General features: G+C 65.0%; 14 protein-coding genes. 9 read left to right on the top strand and 5 right to left on the bottom strand.

Annotated elements, in window-relative coordinates; genetic code table 11:
• Positions 1 to 334 precede the first annotated feature (334 nt).
• Both AUL28_RS22885 and AUL28_RS20970 read right to left on the bottom strand, forming a co-directional pair.
• Positions 335 to 478 carry a hypothetical protein gene (locus tag AUL28_RS22885; protein WP_156420118.1) on the bottom strand — a complete coding sequence of 48 codons (144 nt, stop codon included), beginning with the start codon at positions 476 to 478 and terminating at the stop codon, positions 335 to 337.
• Positions 475 to 2,658, bottom strand: coding sequence for a heavy metal translocating P-type ATPase (locus AUL28_RS20970; RefSeq protein WP_062236705.1), 2,184 nt, complete (start codon positions 2,656 to 2,658; stop codon positions 475 to 477). Before AUL28_RS20970 ends, AUL28_RS22885 begins: the two co-directional genes overlap by 4 nt.
• A gap of 68 nt (positions 2,659 to 2,726) precedes the next feature.
• Here AUL28_RS20970 and AUL28_RS20965 point away from each other — a divergent pair, with 68 nt between their 5' ends.
• From AUL28_RS20965 to AUL28_RS20925, 9 genes are all read left to right on the top strand, one after another.
• The gene (locus tag AUL28_RS20965) at positions 2,727 to 3,149 is read left to right on the top strand and encodes a MerR family transcriptional regulator (protein ID WP_062236702.1); all 423 of its coding nucleotides are present in this window, start codon (positions 2,727 to 2,729) and stop codon (positions 3,147 to 3,149) included.
• 68 nt (positions 3,150 to 3,217) lie between these two features.
• A complete protein-coding gene (locus AUL28_RS20960; RefSeq protein WP_062236699.1) occupies positions 3,218 to 3,556 on the top strand; it encodes an ArsR/SmtB family transcription factor in 339 nt (112 codons plus the stop codon).
• 11 nt (positions 3,557 to 3,567) lie between these two features.
• Positions 3,568 to 3,975 carry an arsenate reductase (glutaredoxin) gene (arsC, locus tag AUL28_RS20955; RefSeq protein WP_062236848.1) on the top strand — a complete coding sequence of 136 codons (408 nt, stop codon included), beginning with the start codon at positions 3,568 to 3,570 and terminating at the stop codon, positions 3,973 to 3,975.
• Complete coding sequence (locus tag AUL28_RS20950; RefSeq protein ID WP_082640615.1) at positions 3,972 to 4,415, top strand: GNAT family N-acetyltransferase; 444 nt, start codon at positions 3,972 to 3,974, stop codon at positions 4,413 to 4,415. Before arsC ends, AUL28_RS20950 begins: the two co-directional genes overlap by 4 nt.
• Complete coding sequence (gene arsH / locus AUL28_RS20945; RefSeq protein ID WP_062236696.1) at positions 4,412 to 5,137, top strand: arsenical resistance protein ArsH; 726 nt, start codon at positions 4,412 to 4,414, stop codon at positions 5,135 to 5,137. The genes AUL28_RS20950 and arsH overlap by 4 nt, the downstream gene beginning before the upstream one ends.
• Before the next feature lie 22 nt (positions 5,138 to 5,159).
• Positions 5,160 to 6,470 carry an arsenic transporter gene (locus AUL28_RS20940; protein WP_062236692.1) on the top strand — a complete coding sequence of 437 codons (1,311 nt, stop codon included), beginning with the start codon at positions 5,160 to 5,162 and terminating at the stop codon, positions 6,468 to 6,470.
• Complete coding sequence (gene arsK / locus AUL28_RS20935; protein ID WP_062236689.1) at positions 6,443 to 7,717, top strand: arsenite efflux MFS transporter ArsK; 1,275 nt, start codon at positions 6,443 to 6,445, stop codon at positions 7,715 to 7,717. The genes AUL28_RS20940 and arsK overlap by 28 nt, the downstream gene beginning before the upstream one ends.
• A gap of 329 nt (positions 7,718 to 8,046) precedes the next feature.
• Positions 8,047 to 8,523, top strand: coding sequence for a hypothetical protein (locus AUL28_RS20930; protein ID WP_062236686.1), 477 nt, complete (start codon positions 8,047 to 8,049; stop codon positions 8,521 to 8,523).
• Between the two features lie 128 nt (positions 8,524 to 8,651).
• Entirely contained in the window at positions 8,652 to 11,627 is a 2,976-nt protein-coding gene (locus AUL28_RS20925) for a TrlF family AAA-like ATPase (RefSeq protein WP_062236684.1), read from the top strand.
• Positions 11,628 to 11,861: 234 nt separating this feature from the next.
• Here the strand turns inward: AUL28_RS20925 and AUL28_RS22880 are convergent, their stop codons facing one another.
• The 3 genes from AUL28_RS22880 to AUL28_RS20910 form a co-directional block, all read right to left on the bottom strand.
• On the bottom strand, positions 11,862 to 12,065 hold the full coding sequence (locus AUL28_RS22880) for a hypothetical protein (RefSeq protein ID WP_156420117.1): 204 nt from the start codon (positions 12,063 to 12,065) through the stop codon (positions 11,862 to 11,864).
• Positions 12,066 to 12,284: 219 nt separating this feature from the next.
• Positions 12,285 to 12,968, bottom strand: a complete 684-nt coding sequence (locus AUL28_RS20915; protein WP_062236680.1) for an Abi family protein — start codon at positions 12,966 to 12,968, stop codon at positions 12,285 to 12,287.
• Between the two features lie 115 nt (positions 12,969 to 13,083).
• On the bottom strand, positions 13,084 to 13,581 hold the full coding sequence (locus AUL28_RS20910; protein ID WP_192843508.1) for a helix-turn-helix domain-containing protein: 498 nt from the start codon (positions 13,579 to 13,581) through the stop codon (positions 13,084 to 13,086).
• Between the last annotated feature and the right edge of the window lie 480 nt (positions 13,582 to 14,061).

Here is a 14,061-nt window from a genome sequence, read left to right as displayed (position 1 = left end):
CGCGACAGGCGCGGGAAGAGCGTCCGCACCAACCGATCTGTGCCGGCGGAACTTCCCGATGGTTTCGGTCATCGCTGGACAATGGTGCGTTTGGCGTGAGCTCACCTTAACCATGACCTCGCAGATAACGCGGGCACCAATCTCGCTGCCCTCTGCCAACGCTGTAACCTCATTCACGACCGTCCTCCGCACCATCTGGCCAGACGCCGCATCACTTACCTTATGCGGCGTGCGCTCGGTGACTTGTTTGATGGACGATATCGCTGAGCCGGACTGGCGAGTTTCGACCCTTCTGAGACCTTGAGCCTTCGTTTCGTATCGCCGGAAGCGGACATCAGGCGTAGGCGTAGGCGTAGGCGTAGGCCCGCCCGCCGATCTCCTTGGACGTCCGGCGGGTGGCGAGCAAGAGGCACGCCACGGTGACGGCGAGAACGATCGCCGAGCCGAACCGCAGGACCTGGTCGATGGCGGCGCTCACCGCGGCCTCCAGGCGAGGAGCCGCATGGCGTTGGCGGTCACGAGGACGGTCGCGCCCGTGTCAGCGAGGATCGCCGGCCAGAGGCCCGTAATGCCAAGGACGGTGGTCACGAGAAATACCGCCTTCAGGCCGAGCGCGATCGCGATGTTCGCCCGGATGTTGCCCATGGTCGCCTTGGAAAGAGCGATCATGTCCGGCACGTCGCGCACGCGGCCGTGGAGCACCGCCGCGTCCGCCGTCTCCAGCGCCACGTCGGTGCCACCGCCCATGGCGATGCCGACATCGGCCGCCGCCAGCGCGGGGGCGTCGTTGATGCCGTCGCCGACCTTGGCAACGATAAGTCCTTCGGCCTGGAGTTCGCGAACGATGCGCTGCTTGTTCTGCGGCAGGAGTTCAGCCCGCGCCTCGATGCCGAGACCGGTCGCCACGGCCTCGGCCGTCGTTTGATTGTCGCCCGTCAGCATGACGGCGCGGATGCCGTCGGCCTTCATGGCCGCGAGCGCTTCCCGTGCGTCCGGGCGCGCCTCGTCGCGCATGGCGATGTAGCCCGCGACCTCTTCTCGCGCGAGCACGACGGACACGGTCTTTCCTTCCGCGTTCAGCGCGGCGATCGCGGCCGACTGCTCGTCGCCTAGAGGCGCGTGGCGCCCGGCGGCCTGCGGAGATCCGAGGAACACGGGTTCGCCGCCGACCTTGCCCTCGACACCCTCTCCGGGGACGGCGTTGCTGTCGAAGGCGGGAGGCACCGGTGCCTTTTCCGTCTTCGCCCGGTCAAGGATCGCCAAGGCCAGCGGATGGTTCGACCCCTTCTCCAGCGCGGCCGCGAGCGACAGCACGTCCCGCGCCGGACGACCGACCGCGACGACGTCGGTCACGACGGGCCTGCCCGCCGTCAGCGTGCCCGTCTTGTCGAAGGCGACGGCGGTGATCTTGCCAAGCGTCTCCAGCACAACGCCGCCCTTCATCAGGAGGCCGCGCCGGGCGCCCGCCGACAGGCCGGCCGCGATGGCGGCAGGCGTCGAGATGACGAGCGCGCAGGGGCAGCCGATCAGGAGGATGGCGAGGCCTTTGTAGATCCACTCGCTCCAGTCCGCGCCGAACGCAAGGGGTGGCACCAAGGCGACGAGGAAGCCGACCGCAAGGACGGCGGGCGTGTAGACCTTGGAGAAGCGGTCGATGAAGCGCTCGGTCGGCGACTTCGATTCCTGTGCCTCCTCCACGAGGCGAACGACGCGCGCGATCGTGTTGTCGGCGGCTGCCGCAGTGACGCGCACCCTGAGGACGGAGCCAGCGTTGACCGTGCCAGCGAACACCAGATCGCCGACCGCCTTGCGCTTCGGAACGCTCTCGCCCGTGACGGGCGCCTCGTCGACCTCGCCAGAACCCTCGACGACCGCGCCGTCGGCCGGGATGCGGTCGCCGGGGCGCACGAGGATGGTGGCGCCGACGGCAAGGCTCTCCGCGGGCACCTTGGTCGTCTCACCGTCCCGCTCAAGGAGCGCCGTCTTCGGCACGAGGGAGGACAGGCCTTGGATGCTCGCCCGGGCACGGCTGGCTGCCAACCCCTCCAGCATCTCGCCGACGAGGAACAGGAGGACGACGGTCGCCGCCTCCTCCTCTGCTCCGATGAAGACGGCGCCGATGGCCGCGATCGACATCAGCGTCTCGATCGAGAACGGGGTGCCGAACCGCGCGGCCGTGACCGCCCGCCAGGCGACGGGAACGAGGCCGACGGCGAGCGCGGCGAGAAACGCTGGACGTTCCAGCGCGGGCGAGAGGTGGCCGAGGACGTAGGCCGTGAGGAGAGCAGCGCCACAGGCGGCCGTCAGCCGCGCCTTCTTCGTCCGCCACCAGAGCAGGCCCGACTCGGCCGGGTCGTCGTGCGTGTGTCCCGCATGGTCGCGGTCGCCATGGTCGTGCCGTCCGGTCGGGGCCGCGACGGGCGCGGTCGCCGTCCCGTTCGCCGCCTCGGCGCCGTAGCCGAGGTTCCGGACCTGCCGCGTCACGGCGGTGGCGTCGAAACCCTCGCCATGGCGGACCTTCACCGCGCCCGAGGTCACGGAGACGGTGACGCCCTCCACGCCCGGCAGCCGTCGGATCGCCGTCTCCACCTTATTGCCGCAGGCGGCGCAGTCCATGCCTGTGACCCGGAAGCGGCTCTCGCCCGTCGTGGCGCTCATGGCGCTCTCCTTGCTTGCGTCTCGGGAGAGGCGTACTTCCTCTAGCGGCTAGAGGAGCAAGAGGAAAAATGACGAACGGCGTTCCGATCGGCGAGGCCTCGCGGGCGAGCGGCATCAAGGTGCCAACGATCCGCTACTACGAACAGATCGGCCTCCTGGCCGCCCCACCAAGGACTGAGGGCAACCGACGCCTCTACGACGCGGGCGACCTGCGTCGGCTCCGTTTCATCCGCCACGCCCGCGAACTCGGCTTTGAGATCGAGCCGATCCGCGAACTCCTGGCGCTGGCCGGGGAGCCGGACCGCCCCTGCGAGAGCGCCGACAGGATCGCGGCAGCCCACCTTGCCGACATCGACCACAAGATCGCTCGGCTGACGGCGCTGCGCGCGGAGGTCGCGCGGATGACGGACTGCTCGAACCACTCCGTCGCCAAGTGCCGGGTGATCGAGGTGCTCGGCGATCACGGCGAGTGCCTACACGACACGCACTGACCCATCCCCCCCAACCGGACTTTTCGCCGTAGCTTGAACATTACAACGATGTTTGCAATATCGTAGGGATGAACGACGACTCAGCCGTTGCCGCCCTGTCCGCCCTTGCCCACGCCGACCGCCTCGCGGCCTTCCGGATGCTCGTCTGCGCCGGCCCGAACGGCATGCCGTCCGGGGAGATCGCCGAGACGCTGTCCATCCCGCCGACGCGGATGAGCTTCCACCTCGCAACACTGGAGCGCGCCAAGCTCCTGCGCTCGTGGCGCGACGGGCGCCGCGTCCTCTACGCGGCGAGCTACGACGACATGCGCCAGCTCCTCGCGTTTCTGACGGAGGACTGCTGTTCGGGGAACCCGGAAATCTGCGGGAACCTCGGCGCCGACCTCCTTGCCCCGTCATGCTCGTAGGAGACCTGCTCGTGACCGTCACGATCTACCACAACCCCGCCTGCGGCACGTCGCGCAACACGCTGGAGATGATCCGCCAGTCCGGCGAGGAGCCGGAGGTCGTCGAGTACCTGAAGGCTCCCCCGAGCCGCGAGCGGCTGGTCGAACTGATCGATGCCATGGGCATCCGCCCGCGCGACCTCCTGCGCGAGAAGGGCACGCCCTACGCCGAACTCGGCCTCGGGGACGAGACCCTGTCCGACGACGCCCTCCTCGACGCCATGATGGCGCACCCGATCCTGATCAACCGCCCGATCGTGGTGACGGACAGGGGCGCCGCGCTCTGCCGCCCGTCCGAGAAGGTGCTGCCGCTCCTCGACAACCCCGTCGCCACCTTCACCAAGGAGGACGGGGAGACCGTCGGAGGCACCCGGACATGACCCCGGCGCTCGTCGCGACCGCCGTCGACGATCCGTCCGGCCTCGTCGGCCTCCTGTCCGCGGCGGGGCTGCCGACCGAGGACGTGGCGGAGCCCGGCCGGGTGTTCCTGCGCTACGCCAACGAGGGCGGCGAGTTCGTCGGGATCGGCGGCCTCGAACACCTCGGCGCCGCCGTCCTCCTGCGGTCCATCGCCGTCGTTCCCGAGCACCGCGGGCGCGGCATCGGCGGCGCGATCACGGCGGACCTGATGGAGCGCAGCCGCGAGCAAGGCGCGGCTGACGCGTTCGCCTTCACGACAGGGGAACGCACCTTCCTCGCGGCGCTCGGCTTCCGCCGCGTCGAACGGACGGAGGCTCCCGCCGCGGTGCTGGCGACCCGGCAGGCCATGGGCCTGTGTTCGGCCTCGGCCGTCCTGTGGCGGAAGGAGACCGGACGATGACGGACCCCGCCGCTCTCGACCTGCCCTCCGTGGACCTCGACCAGCTTCGCCCGATTGACGGGGACGCGCTCGCCGGCCCCGACGCCCCGACGCACCCGCCGCGCATCCTCGTCCTCTACGGCTCGATCCGCGTGCGGTCCTACTCCCGCCTTCTGTCCGAGGAAGCCGGTCGCCTGCTGCGCTGGTTCGGCTGCGAGGTGCGCACGTTCGACCCCCGCGGCCTGCCTCTCCCCGACGGGGCGGAACCTGACCACCCGAAGGTGAAGGAACTGCGCGACCTCGCCGACTGGTCCGAGGGCATGGTCTGGGTCAGCCCGGAGCGCCACGGGGCCATGACCGGGATCATGAAGGCGCAGATCGACTGGATACCCCTCGCCCTCGGCGCCAAGCGTCCGACGCAGGGCAAGACGCTCGCCGTCATGGAGGTGTCGGGCGGCTCGCAGTCCTTCAACGCCGTGAACCAGATGCGCATCCTCGGCCGCTGGATGCGCATGGTGACGATCCCGAACCAGTCGTCGGTGCCGAAGGCGTTCCTCGAGTTCAACGAGGCGGGACGCATGAAGCAGTCGGCCCTCTACAACCGCGTCGTCGACGTCTGCGAGGAACTGGTAAAGTTCACCCACCTCGTGCGAGGTCGCTCGGACTACCTGACGGACCGCTACTCCGAGCGCGTCGAGAGCGCGGAGAAGCTGTCCGAGCGCGTGAACCAGCGCACCCTCTGATCCTCTCTCCCCCGGACCGTCCATGCTCGCACTCGCGATCTTCGTCGCCACCCTCGTCCTCGTCATCTGGCAGCCCCGGGGCCTCGGCATCGGATGGTCGGCGCTCGCCGGCGCCGCGGTCGCGCTGGCGACCGGCGTCGTCGGCTGGGACGACGTCGGGACGGTCTGGCACATCGTCTGGGACGCGACCTTCACCTTCGTCGCGCTGATCGCCATCTCGCTCATCCTCGACGAGGCCGGGTTCTTCGCCTGGGCCGCGCTCCACGTCGCCCGCTGGGGCGGGGGCAACGGACGGCGGCTGTTCCCGCTCGTCGTCCTGCTCGGCGCGGCCATTGCCGCCGTCTTCGCGAACGACGGGGCCGCGCTGCTCCTCACGCCGATCGTGCTCGCCATCCTCTTGCGCCTCGACTTCGCACCCGCGGGGGCGCTCGCCTTCGTCGTCGCCTGCGGGTTCGTCGCCGACACGACCAGCCTGCCGCTCGTGGTGTCGAACCTCGTCAACATCGTCACAGCCAACTTCTTCGACGTGTCCTTCGGCCGCTACGCCGCGGTCATGGTGCCGGTGAACCTCGTTTCACTGGCGGCGACGCTGCTCGTCCTCTGGCTTTGGTTCCGCCGAGACGTGCCCGCCACCTACCGCGTCGACGAGCTGGAGGCGCCGGGCCATGCTGTCCGCGACCCGGCCGTGTTCCGGACCGCATTCCCGCTCCTCGGACTCCTGCTCGTCGCCTACTTCGTGACGGGGCCGCTCGGCGTGCCGATCGCGTTCGTCACCGGCGCCGCGGCTTTCGTCCTCATGGCGGTAGCCGGCCGCTGGTTCTCCGGCGGACGCGGTGCGGTGGTTGACTTGGCCAGGGTCCTGCGCGGGGCGCCATGGCAGATCGTCCTGTTCTCGATCGGCATGTACCTCGTCGTCTACGGTCTGGGGAACGCCGGGCTGACCGACATCGCCGCCAGGGTCCTGATCTGGCTTGGCCAGCAGGGCACGTTCGTCGCCACCGTCGGCACGGGCTTCGTCGTGGCGGCGCTCGCCTCCGTCATGAACAACATGCCCGCCACGCTCGTCGGGGCGCTCGCCATCGACCGGGCGGACGTGGCGCCCCTGACCCGCGAGCTCATGGTCTACGCCAACGTCGTCGGGAACGACCTCGGCCCGAAGCTCACGCCGATCGGCTCGCTCGCGACCCTCCTGTGGCTCCACGTCCTCGCGGGCAAGGGCCAGCGGATCACCTGGGGCCAGTACATGCGGGTCGGCCTCGTCCTGACCCCGCCCGTGCTGCTGGCGACGCTCGTAGCCCTCTGGGTGTGGCTCCCGCTTGTGCCGTCCCCGTGAGAGACGCGCGCGGCGCCTGGGCGGACATCGCCGCCCTCGGGGTCAGCCAGATCGTCGGCTACGGCACCCTCTACTACAGCTTCGGCATCCTCGCCCCAGCCATGGCGCGCGACATTGGATGGCCGACCGAGTGGGTGTTCGGTGCCCTGTCGGCCGCGCTGCTCGCGGGCGGGCTGGTCGCGCCTTGGACGGGGCGCTGGCTCGACCGCTTCGGCGCCGGTCGGGTCATGGCCGTGGGGTCCGTCGCGGCCGCCGTTGCGCTGGTCGCCGCCGCCCTCGCTCCCGCAGCCCCCGCTTTCGTCCTCGCGCTCGTCGCGATCGAGGTCGCGTCCACCTTCGTCCAGTACGGGGCCGCCTTCCCCCTGCTGGTCCAGCGGCACCCGGGGACTGCGCAACAGAGCATCCTCTACCTCACCCTGATCGCAGGGTTCGCCTCGACCCTGTTCTGGCCCCTGACGACGTGGCTTCACGGGACGATGTCGTGGCGGGAGGTCTACCTCGTCTTCGGGGCCATGAACCTTGCGGTCTGCCTGCCCATCCACCTGTGGCTGGCCCGCCGGCCGAAGGCCAGGCCGCTCCCGGCGGCCGGGGCGGACGCTCTCGTCTCCACCGTTCCTCCGTCGGGTCTCGTGCCGCCGCATCTCCGTTCCCGGGCGTTCCTCCTGATGGGCGTCGCCTTTGCCTTCCAGAGCCTCGTGGTCTCGTCCGTGCTGGTGCACATGCTGCCGATCCTCTCGGCGCTCGGGCTGGGGCTCGCGGGCGTCATGGTCAGCGCCGTGTTCGGGCCGGCGCAGGTCGCGGGCCGCTTCACGCTCATGGTGTTCGGGCGGGACCTGTCCCCGCTGGCGCTCGCGGTGATCTCCGCCGCCCTTCTGCCCGTCTCCCTGATCCTCCTGGCGGCCACCGCGCCGTCGCCCGTCGGGGCCGCCGTCTTCGCCGCCCTGTTCGGCCTCGGGAACGGCCTCTACAGCATCGTCGGGGGCACCCTGCCGCTCGCGCTCTTCGGCCCCGAGGGGTACGGCGCGTTGCAGGGGCGCGTCACGTCCATTCGGCTGATCGTCGGCTCGGCGGCGCCGTTCGCCTTCGCCTTAGCGAGGGACTGGATGGGCGTCGACGGCGGTCTGCTGGTCACGGCGCTTCTCGGATGCGGGGCAGTTGTTGCCTTTGCCTCCGTCGGGCTCCTGTTGCGTCGAAGGTCCGATCGTCACTTGCCGCCGACGGTGGCGGAAGTCCGCTCTGATGTGTGATCGGATCCCAAGCGGACCGACCGCTTTCCACCCGAAATCGCCGATCGGCGTGATAGAAGCGGACGTCCGGAAGCGGTCCATCCGCTATCGTCCCAAGATTGCCCTGCTACGCAAGCGGATAAGGTAGTGTCGGACAAACGGTGAGCTTGAATACCCGCCATTTAATTCGCTCAGTCACAGTCTCACGTCGATCGGAGCCATTGTGGTTCGGTTTCACCCATAGCCGTGGATGACTAAACCTTGGACAACGATATACGCCTGGGTTGTGCCGCTGCGAAAGTCCTGCTCTCCTTTCCTTACTGCACTTTTTAGCTCCTCAGGAACGGCGCATGGACGGGCATAATTTTGAGCGGTTGAAAGCGCATATTCTACCGCGATCTGTGGCCCAAGGATTCAACGCTGCTCGCTCCGAATGGGATCTCCGGTTCGTGGAGATCAGCGACGAACCCGATCATTGTCCCTGTGGGCAGCAGATCCTCGAGCACTGCTATATCCGAAATCGCCTGACCCACCGTGAGACCTATGTCGGCAACGTTTGCATCAACAGGTTTCTGGGGATCGATACCGGCAACCTGTTCGATGGCCTAAAGCGGATTAGGGATGATTTATCCGCGAACGCGAACGAGGCGGTGATCGAGTATGCTCGGAAAAACGGCTTTCTCTATGATCGGGAATATACGTTTCTCCACAGCACAAAGCTCAAGCGCAAACTGAGCAGTGCCCAGTCATCATGGAAGGTGAAAATCAATCGCCGGATAATTGAACGTACTGTGGTGCATCGTCGAACGGATAGGGCATCGACGTAGACGGGTCACGTCTTTCAGGCGGCAAAACCATCTCAAGGGGTCGATGCCGCGCGTGTAGGAGTAGGCGGGTCAGCACGAGAGCTTCCTTTCGCAATTGGTGACCGCGCAGAACGAGCAGTGGGAAACAAATGGTCGGTCGTGGGTCTGAATGGCGTCGCTGGGAACCGCATATCCATGCACCTGGCACCATTCTCAACAATCAGTTTGGCAGCAGTTCGCCTTGGGAAACCTACCTCGCCAAACTTGAAAGCGTCGTGCCGAACATCGAGGCGTTGGCGGTGACAGACTACTATCTCACCGACACCTACGAGGAGGTTCGGAAACACAAGGCAGCGGGCCGCTTGCCCAACGTCCAACTCATCTTCCCCAATGTCGAACTGCGTCTGGACGTTGCCGCCAAGACCGGCTTCGTCAACCTGCATCTTCTCGTCAGCCCTGAAGATCCTCAGCACGTCGCGGAACTGCAGCGGATCCTTCAACGCCTTCAGTTCAAGGCTCACGGCGATACATTCAGTTGCACTCGGGCTGACCTGACCTCGCTTGGAAAGAAGGCTAATCCGACCATCAAGGACGATCACGCAGCACTCGCTCACGGCGCTACTCAGTTCAAAGTCCATTTCGATCAGCTTCGCCAGGTGATGCAGAGTAGCGACTGGGCGAAGGCGAACATCCTCACCGCTGTTGCGGGCGCTGCCGGCGACGGCACGTCCGGCCTACGTCAAGCCGCCGACACGACGATCCGGGAAGAGATCGAGAAGTTCGCGCATATCGTTTTCTCGAGCAGCCCAGCGCAGCGGGAGTTTTGGTCCGGACGCAAAAACCTCACGCCCGAACAGCTCCGTGAGCGATATAATGACTGTAAGCCGTGCCTGCATGGTAGCGACGCGCATGACCAAAAGACGGTCGGACAGCCTGATGAAGAGCGCTTCTCATGGATCAAGGGTGGTCTTGAATTCGATGCGCTTCGCCAAGCGTGCATCGATCCCGAAGGCCGCGCTTATGTCGGCACGCAGCCACCGCGCACGGCGATGCCGTCGCAGGTGATTTCTCATGTCACGATCGCTGACGGCGATTGGGCAAAAACCTCCGACATCCCCCTCAACCCAGGACTTGTCGCCATCATTGGTGCAAGGGGCTCCGGGAAAACAGCCTTGGCCGACATGATTGCCGCCGGCTGCGATGCGGTTACGCCCGAAGCCTGGCGCGCGAACGCGAATATCAGCCCCTCGTTTCTCGTCCGCGCGCGGAAGCTGCTCGGCAACGCGTCCGCGACGCTTACGTGGGGCGGTGGTGCCTCGGTGACGCGGTTCCTCGACGGCCGTGACGCGAATGGGCGCCTGTCGTTCCCGCGCGCCCGCTACCTATCCCAGCAGTTCGTTGAAGAGCTGTGCTCCGCAAATGGCGTATCGGACGGCCTTGTCGGCGAGATCGAGCGCGTGATCTACGATGCGCACGACCAGGACCACCGGGAAGGCGCGATCGACTTCGAGGAACTACGCAGCTTCCGCACCGCTCGTTTCCAGCAAGCACGCGAGCGAGATGCAAAGGCTGTCGCGGACATTTCGGATCGAATTGCCACCGAGCTAGAAAAGGAAGCCGCTGTTAGCAGTCTGTCGGCGCAGGTCGAGCAGAAGACGGCTTTGATCAAAAGCTACGGCGAGGATCTGGCTAAACTCGTCGTCAAAGGCTCCGAAGCTCAAGCCCAAAGGCATGCGCAGCTTGGTTTGGCCGTCCAATCTGTCCGCAACCGTATCCAGGGTTTCAGCAATCAGCGTCGCACGTTCGGGGCCCTGCAGGATGAGGTCGCCAGCACCCGGGCAACCAGAGCTCCTGAGATGTTGCGCCAAGCCCAGGAGCGGCATCAGCAAAGCCATATGAGCGAGCAGCAGTGGGACGATTTCCTGCTGATCTACAAGGGAGACGTCGATGCGAGGCTGACGACCTACATCGCATGGGCGGACAAGCAGATCGCCGCCCTGACCGGCATGCCCCATCCCGTGATCGATCCGAACACCCCCTTGTTTCCGGATACGGCAGACTTGGCCACCCTGCCCCTCAATACGCTTCAGGCGGAGGTCTCACGGTTGGAGGCTTTGGTCAGTGCCGACAAGCTCGTACGGAACCAATATTCCGCGCTGTCACAGCGTATTGCCCAGGAAAATACCGCCCTGCAAACATTGCAGGCGCGCCTGACCGACGCTCAAAGCGCTGCTGCCCGTCGTACGAGTTTGCAGGTCGAGCGCAACGAAACTTACGGCCGGGTTTTTCAGGCTATCATCAACGAGCAGACAGCGCTTGCGGATCTCTACGCACCGCTGATGGCACGACTTGCGCAGTCCAGCGGCACGCTACGCAAGCTCGGCTTCTCTGTTCGCCGAGTTGTGAACGTCGACGCCTGGGGTGCCGTAGCCGAGGAGAAGCTCCTCGATCGCCGCAAAGCAGGGCCATTCCAAGGACGCGGTGCGCTGACTGCTTTGGTGGACATCACCCTTCGACCCGCGTGGGAAAGCGGAACAGCCGCAGAGGTGCAAGCGGCAATGGCCAGCTTCATCTCGCAGTATACGCGAGACTTCATCAGCCACGCGCACTACGCTCCCGACCAACAGACGGAGTACCGCAATTGGTTGAAGCAGTTCGCTCATTGGCTCTTTGACACCGATCACATCTCGGTCCGCTATGAGATCGTCTACGACGGGATCGATATTCGCAAGCTCTCTCCAGGTACGCGCGGCATCGTATTGCTCCTCCTCTACCTCGCGCTGGACGACGCGGACGATCGTCCGCTCATCATCGACCAACCTGAAGAAAACCTTGATCCGAAATCGGTCTTCGACGAGCTCGTTGGCCTCTTCATTGAGGCCAAGGCGAAGCGCCAGGTGATCATGGTCACACACAACGCCAACCTCGTGATCAACACGGATGCAGATCAGATCATCGTAGCGGACTGCGGCCCTCACCCAACAGGCGGCTTGCCCCCGATTACGTACAAAGCCGGCGGTCTCGAGAACGCGGACATCCGCCGAGCCGTCTGCAACATTCTCGAAGGTGGAGAGGCAGCTTTCCGTGAGCGAGCTCGCAGACTTCGAGTTCGCTTGGAACGTTGAGATGCGGAGTCGAAGGGCATTTCATCCCAGCACGATTGGCAACCCGATCCTGACAACTGGAGGACGCGGAGTTTGAGAAGACCACACCAGTCCACGTTTGAGCGCCTTCTCGAATGGGCTCAACCGCCGCATTTTAGCGAGCGCTTTTCGCTGATCGTTCAGAGATCCGAGTACGCCATGAAGCGGGCTGGCTACCTGACGAGGCCTACCGATGCGATGGCGTCTTGGAGGCAGTTAGGCGCGGCCGTCGATCGGGCCAATGGCGGAAGGATGCTGGCGGTGGTGCGCGCAGACCGTACCTGTCGCACGCTTTTTGACAATCCACCGTCCAAACTGATCGTTCACGACGGCATGCTGGCTTGGCAAGAGCAGCGTGAGCCAACCACTGCGGCCGAACTCATGGACGTTGTTCGCCACATCCGCAACAGCTTGGTGCATGGGGAGAAGTCCGCAGAAAGCCCTAGGGACGAGGAGTTGGTCCGAGCTGCTATGCGGGTGCTTGAGATTGTGATCGATGCAGCCTCCAGGAGACGAGACGACGATCCTGCACTCGCGCTTTTTGTGGATGCGCTCTTCGAAAGCACCTCAAATCTGCCCGTCGTTCCACTTCAACCGCCTGTAAGGCGCCGTACATAGGGTGAGGTAAGACGTTTTGGTTTACGGTTGCGCTGGCTCGTCCCTTTGTTTCGCGAGCTTGATCCCTTCCGTTGGATACAGATCCTGGAAGCGACTGTGGGCTCGGCTCCACTCCGCTGCGGCGGGCGACAGCCAACCGGTGAGCTCCAGGATCGCATCCTGATGGCGTGGCAAGCTCCAATGGATGATCGGCTCGTGATGCGCGACACGATTGCGCAAAAGGCGGATGGGCGCCAATGGTCCCGAGAAGTCCTTGCGTCGAAGCCCCTTTCCATCGGTGCGCTTTGCGATCGCATGAAGTGTCTTCTGCCAGAGGGTCTCGTACTCGCGACCCACCAACGCCGTCCAAAAGCCAAACGTCAGTGCTGCGACAAGGCTGTCGTGGCTCTCGTCCTTGTGTCCATCCGCAAGCTGTTCACGAGCCTTGCCCAACATCTCCAGCTGACGCGCATTGAGTTGATAGTCGGGGAGATCGAACCAGTTCTCCCCTGCCGCATCCCGCAGAACGGTGTCGATCCGGTTGCGGAACGCCACTTCAAGCATGTGGAGCGAGGTGTAGAAGCTCTCGGAGAGAGCCGCGTTCAGCGCGTAAAGCGCAACAGCGCGATCGCGATCGCCATCCGCCCATGCGAGATACGTTCCGAACCGCGCCGTCGAGAGAATGGTTTCAAGTCCGGGATGGGGAGGGTCAACATGTGTGGTCATGGCCGTCTGGGGTTGATTTTAGCCCCACCTTCACTCATATGGATCATGTAAGCCCCGGTACCGTCTCTGCCTCTGGCACGCGGCCGGGGTCTTTCTTTTCAAGCTGGATGAGAAATCATACCGACGGGGTCGGCTTGATGCGCCGCTTCGGCACTTCCACCCGCTTCCGGGCCTTTGCCCGCTCCTCCTTCTCCTTCGCGAAGTCGGGTTCGATCTCTTTCAGCTTCTTCACCAAGCCGTCCAGGTGGTAGGTGTTGGCCCCCCAATCGCCCGAGGCCGTCTTGTGCTGAACGCGCTGGACCAAACCGGCCTTCTCCAGCTTCCGAATCGTCTGCTGGATCGTCGATTGGCTGACGCCGATGCGATCGGCAAGCTGCTGCTTCGTCGGATACGGCACACGATCCCTCGTGCGCCAGTGCTCGATGAGCTGGATCAGGACACAGAAGGCGGTGGGCTTGAGCTGCAGACGGTGTTGCGCCCGCACGAGCATGGTCGGGACGGCCGTGTAACCATGCCGACGAACGTCGCTTCCCCACAACTGATCGAACGGAGACTCGGCTTCGGCCTCCGTCCGCAAGGGAACGACATTGGAGGGGGTACTGGTTGTGGACATGAGGATCATCCGGTCAAAAGCTTCGTACTCAACAAGTACGGAGGCTCAGAGGGATGCTCAATCCTGCTAGGCAGGTAGGGTGGGTCTAAATTGTGCTAGACCTAACCTCAGCATACTTCAGCTACCGTTCCGTCCAGCTAGCCTGATTCCGTTACTTAGGTGGCAGTCGGCCATCCGACCTCAGATGAAAATCTACGCCAGGACAGGCGAAAAACAGACCCACCAAAATTTGTAATCACGCTGAATGGCCGTTTGCGCCGTCAGAAATAACCCGACTATGCCGAATTGAGAAGCGTCCCCTCTTGGGCCGGGCACTAGTCGCTGTTGCTCCCCGAGCCCCCTACGGTGTCTCGGCCCTTCGGGTGACGATCCCTGACGCCTCCCGACCGTCTCGAGGAAGAGACTCGAGACCGCCGTGCGCGCTGTCGCTTGCAGGATCAGGCCGCGCTGGAACGCGTAGTCTGCAAGGACGACGAGCCT

The organism is Aureimonas sp. N4 (assembly GCF_001463925.1).
GTDB classification, from domain to species: Bacteria; Pseudomonadota; Alphaproteobacteria; order Rhizobiales; family Rhizobiaceae; genus Aureimonas; species Aureimonas ureilytica_A.
Note: the sequence above shows the minus strand (reverse complement) of the source record. Positions and strands in the feature narration are given on the sequence as shown.

Bases quoted from the DNA above. Each gene is read 5' to 3' on its own strand.
- AUL28_RS20960 (WP_062236699.1), top strand. From the start codon at position 3,218: ATGAACGACGACTCAGCCGTTGCCGCCCTGTCCGCCCTTGCCCACGCC.
- AUL28_RS20940 (WP_062236692.1), top strand. From the start codon at position 5,160: ATGCTCGCACTCGCGATCTTCGTCGCCACCCTCGTCCTCGTCATCTGG.
- AUL28_RS22880 (WP_156420117.1), bottom strand. From the start codon at position 12,065: ATGCACCAAGCTGTTGCGGATGTGGCGAACAACGTCCATGAGTTCGGC.
- AUL28_RS20930 (WP_062236686.1), top strand. From the start codon at position 8,047: ATGGACGGGCATAATTTTGAGCGGTTGAAAGCGCATATTCTACCGCGA.
- AUL28_RS20910 (WP_192843508.1), bottom strand. From the start codon at position 13,581: ATGTCCACAACCAGTACCCCCTCCAATGTCGTTCCCTTGCGGACGGAG.
- AUL28_RS20965 (WP_062236702.1), top strand. From the start codon at position 2,727: ATGACGAACGGCGTTCCGATCGGCGAGGCCTCGCGGGCGAGCGGCATC.
- AUL28_RS20950 (WP_082640615.1), top strand. From the start codon at position 3,972: ATGACCCCGGCGCTCGTCGCGACCGCCGTCGACGATCCGTCCGGCCTC.
- arsH (WP_062236696.1), top strand. From the start codon at position 4,412: ATGACGGACCCCGCCGCTCTCGACCTGCCCTCCGTGGACCTCGACCAG.
- AUL28_RS20970 (WP_062236705.1), bottom strand. From the start codon at position 2,658: ATGAGCGCCACGACGGGCGAGAGCCGCTTCCGGGTCACAGGCATGGAC.
- AUL28_RS20925 (WP_062236684.1), top strand. From the start codon at position 8,652: ATGGTCGGTCGTGGGTCTGAATGGCGTCGCTGGGAACCGCATATCCAT.
- AUL28_RS20915 (WP_062236680.1), bottom strand. From the start codon at position 12,968: ATGACCACACATGTTGACCCTCCCCATCCCGGACTTGAAACCATTCTC.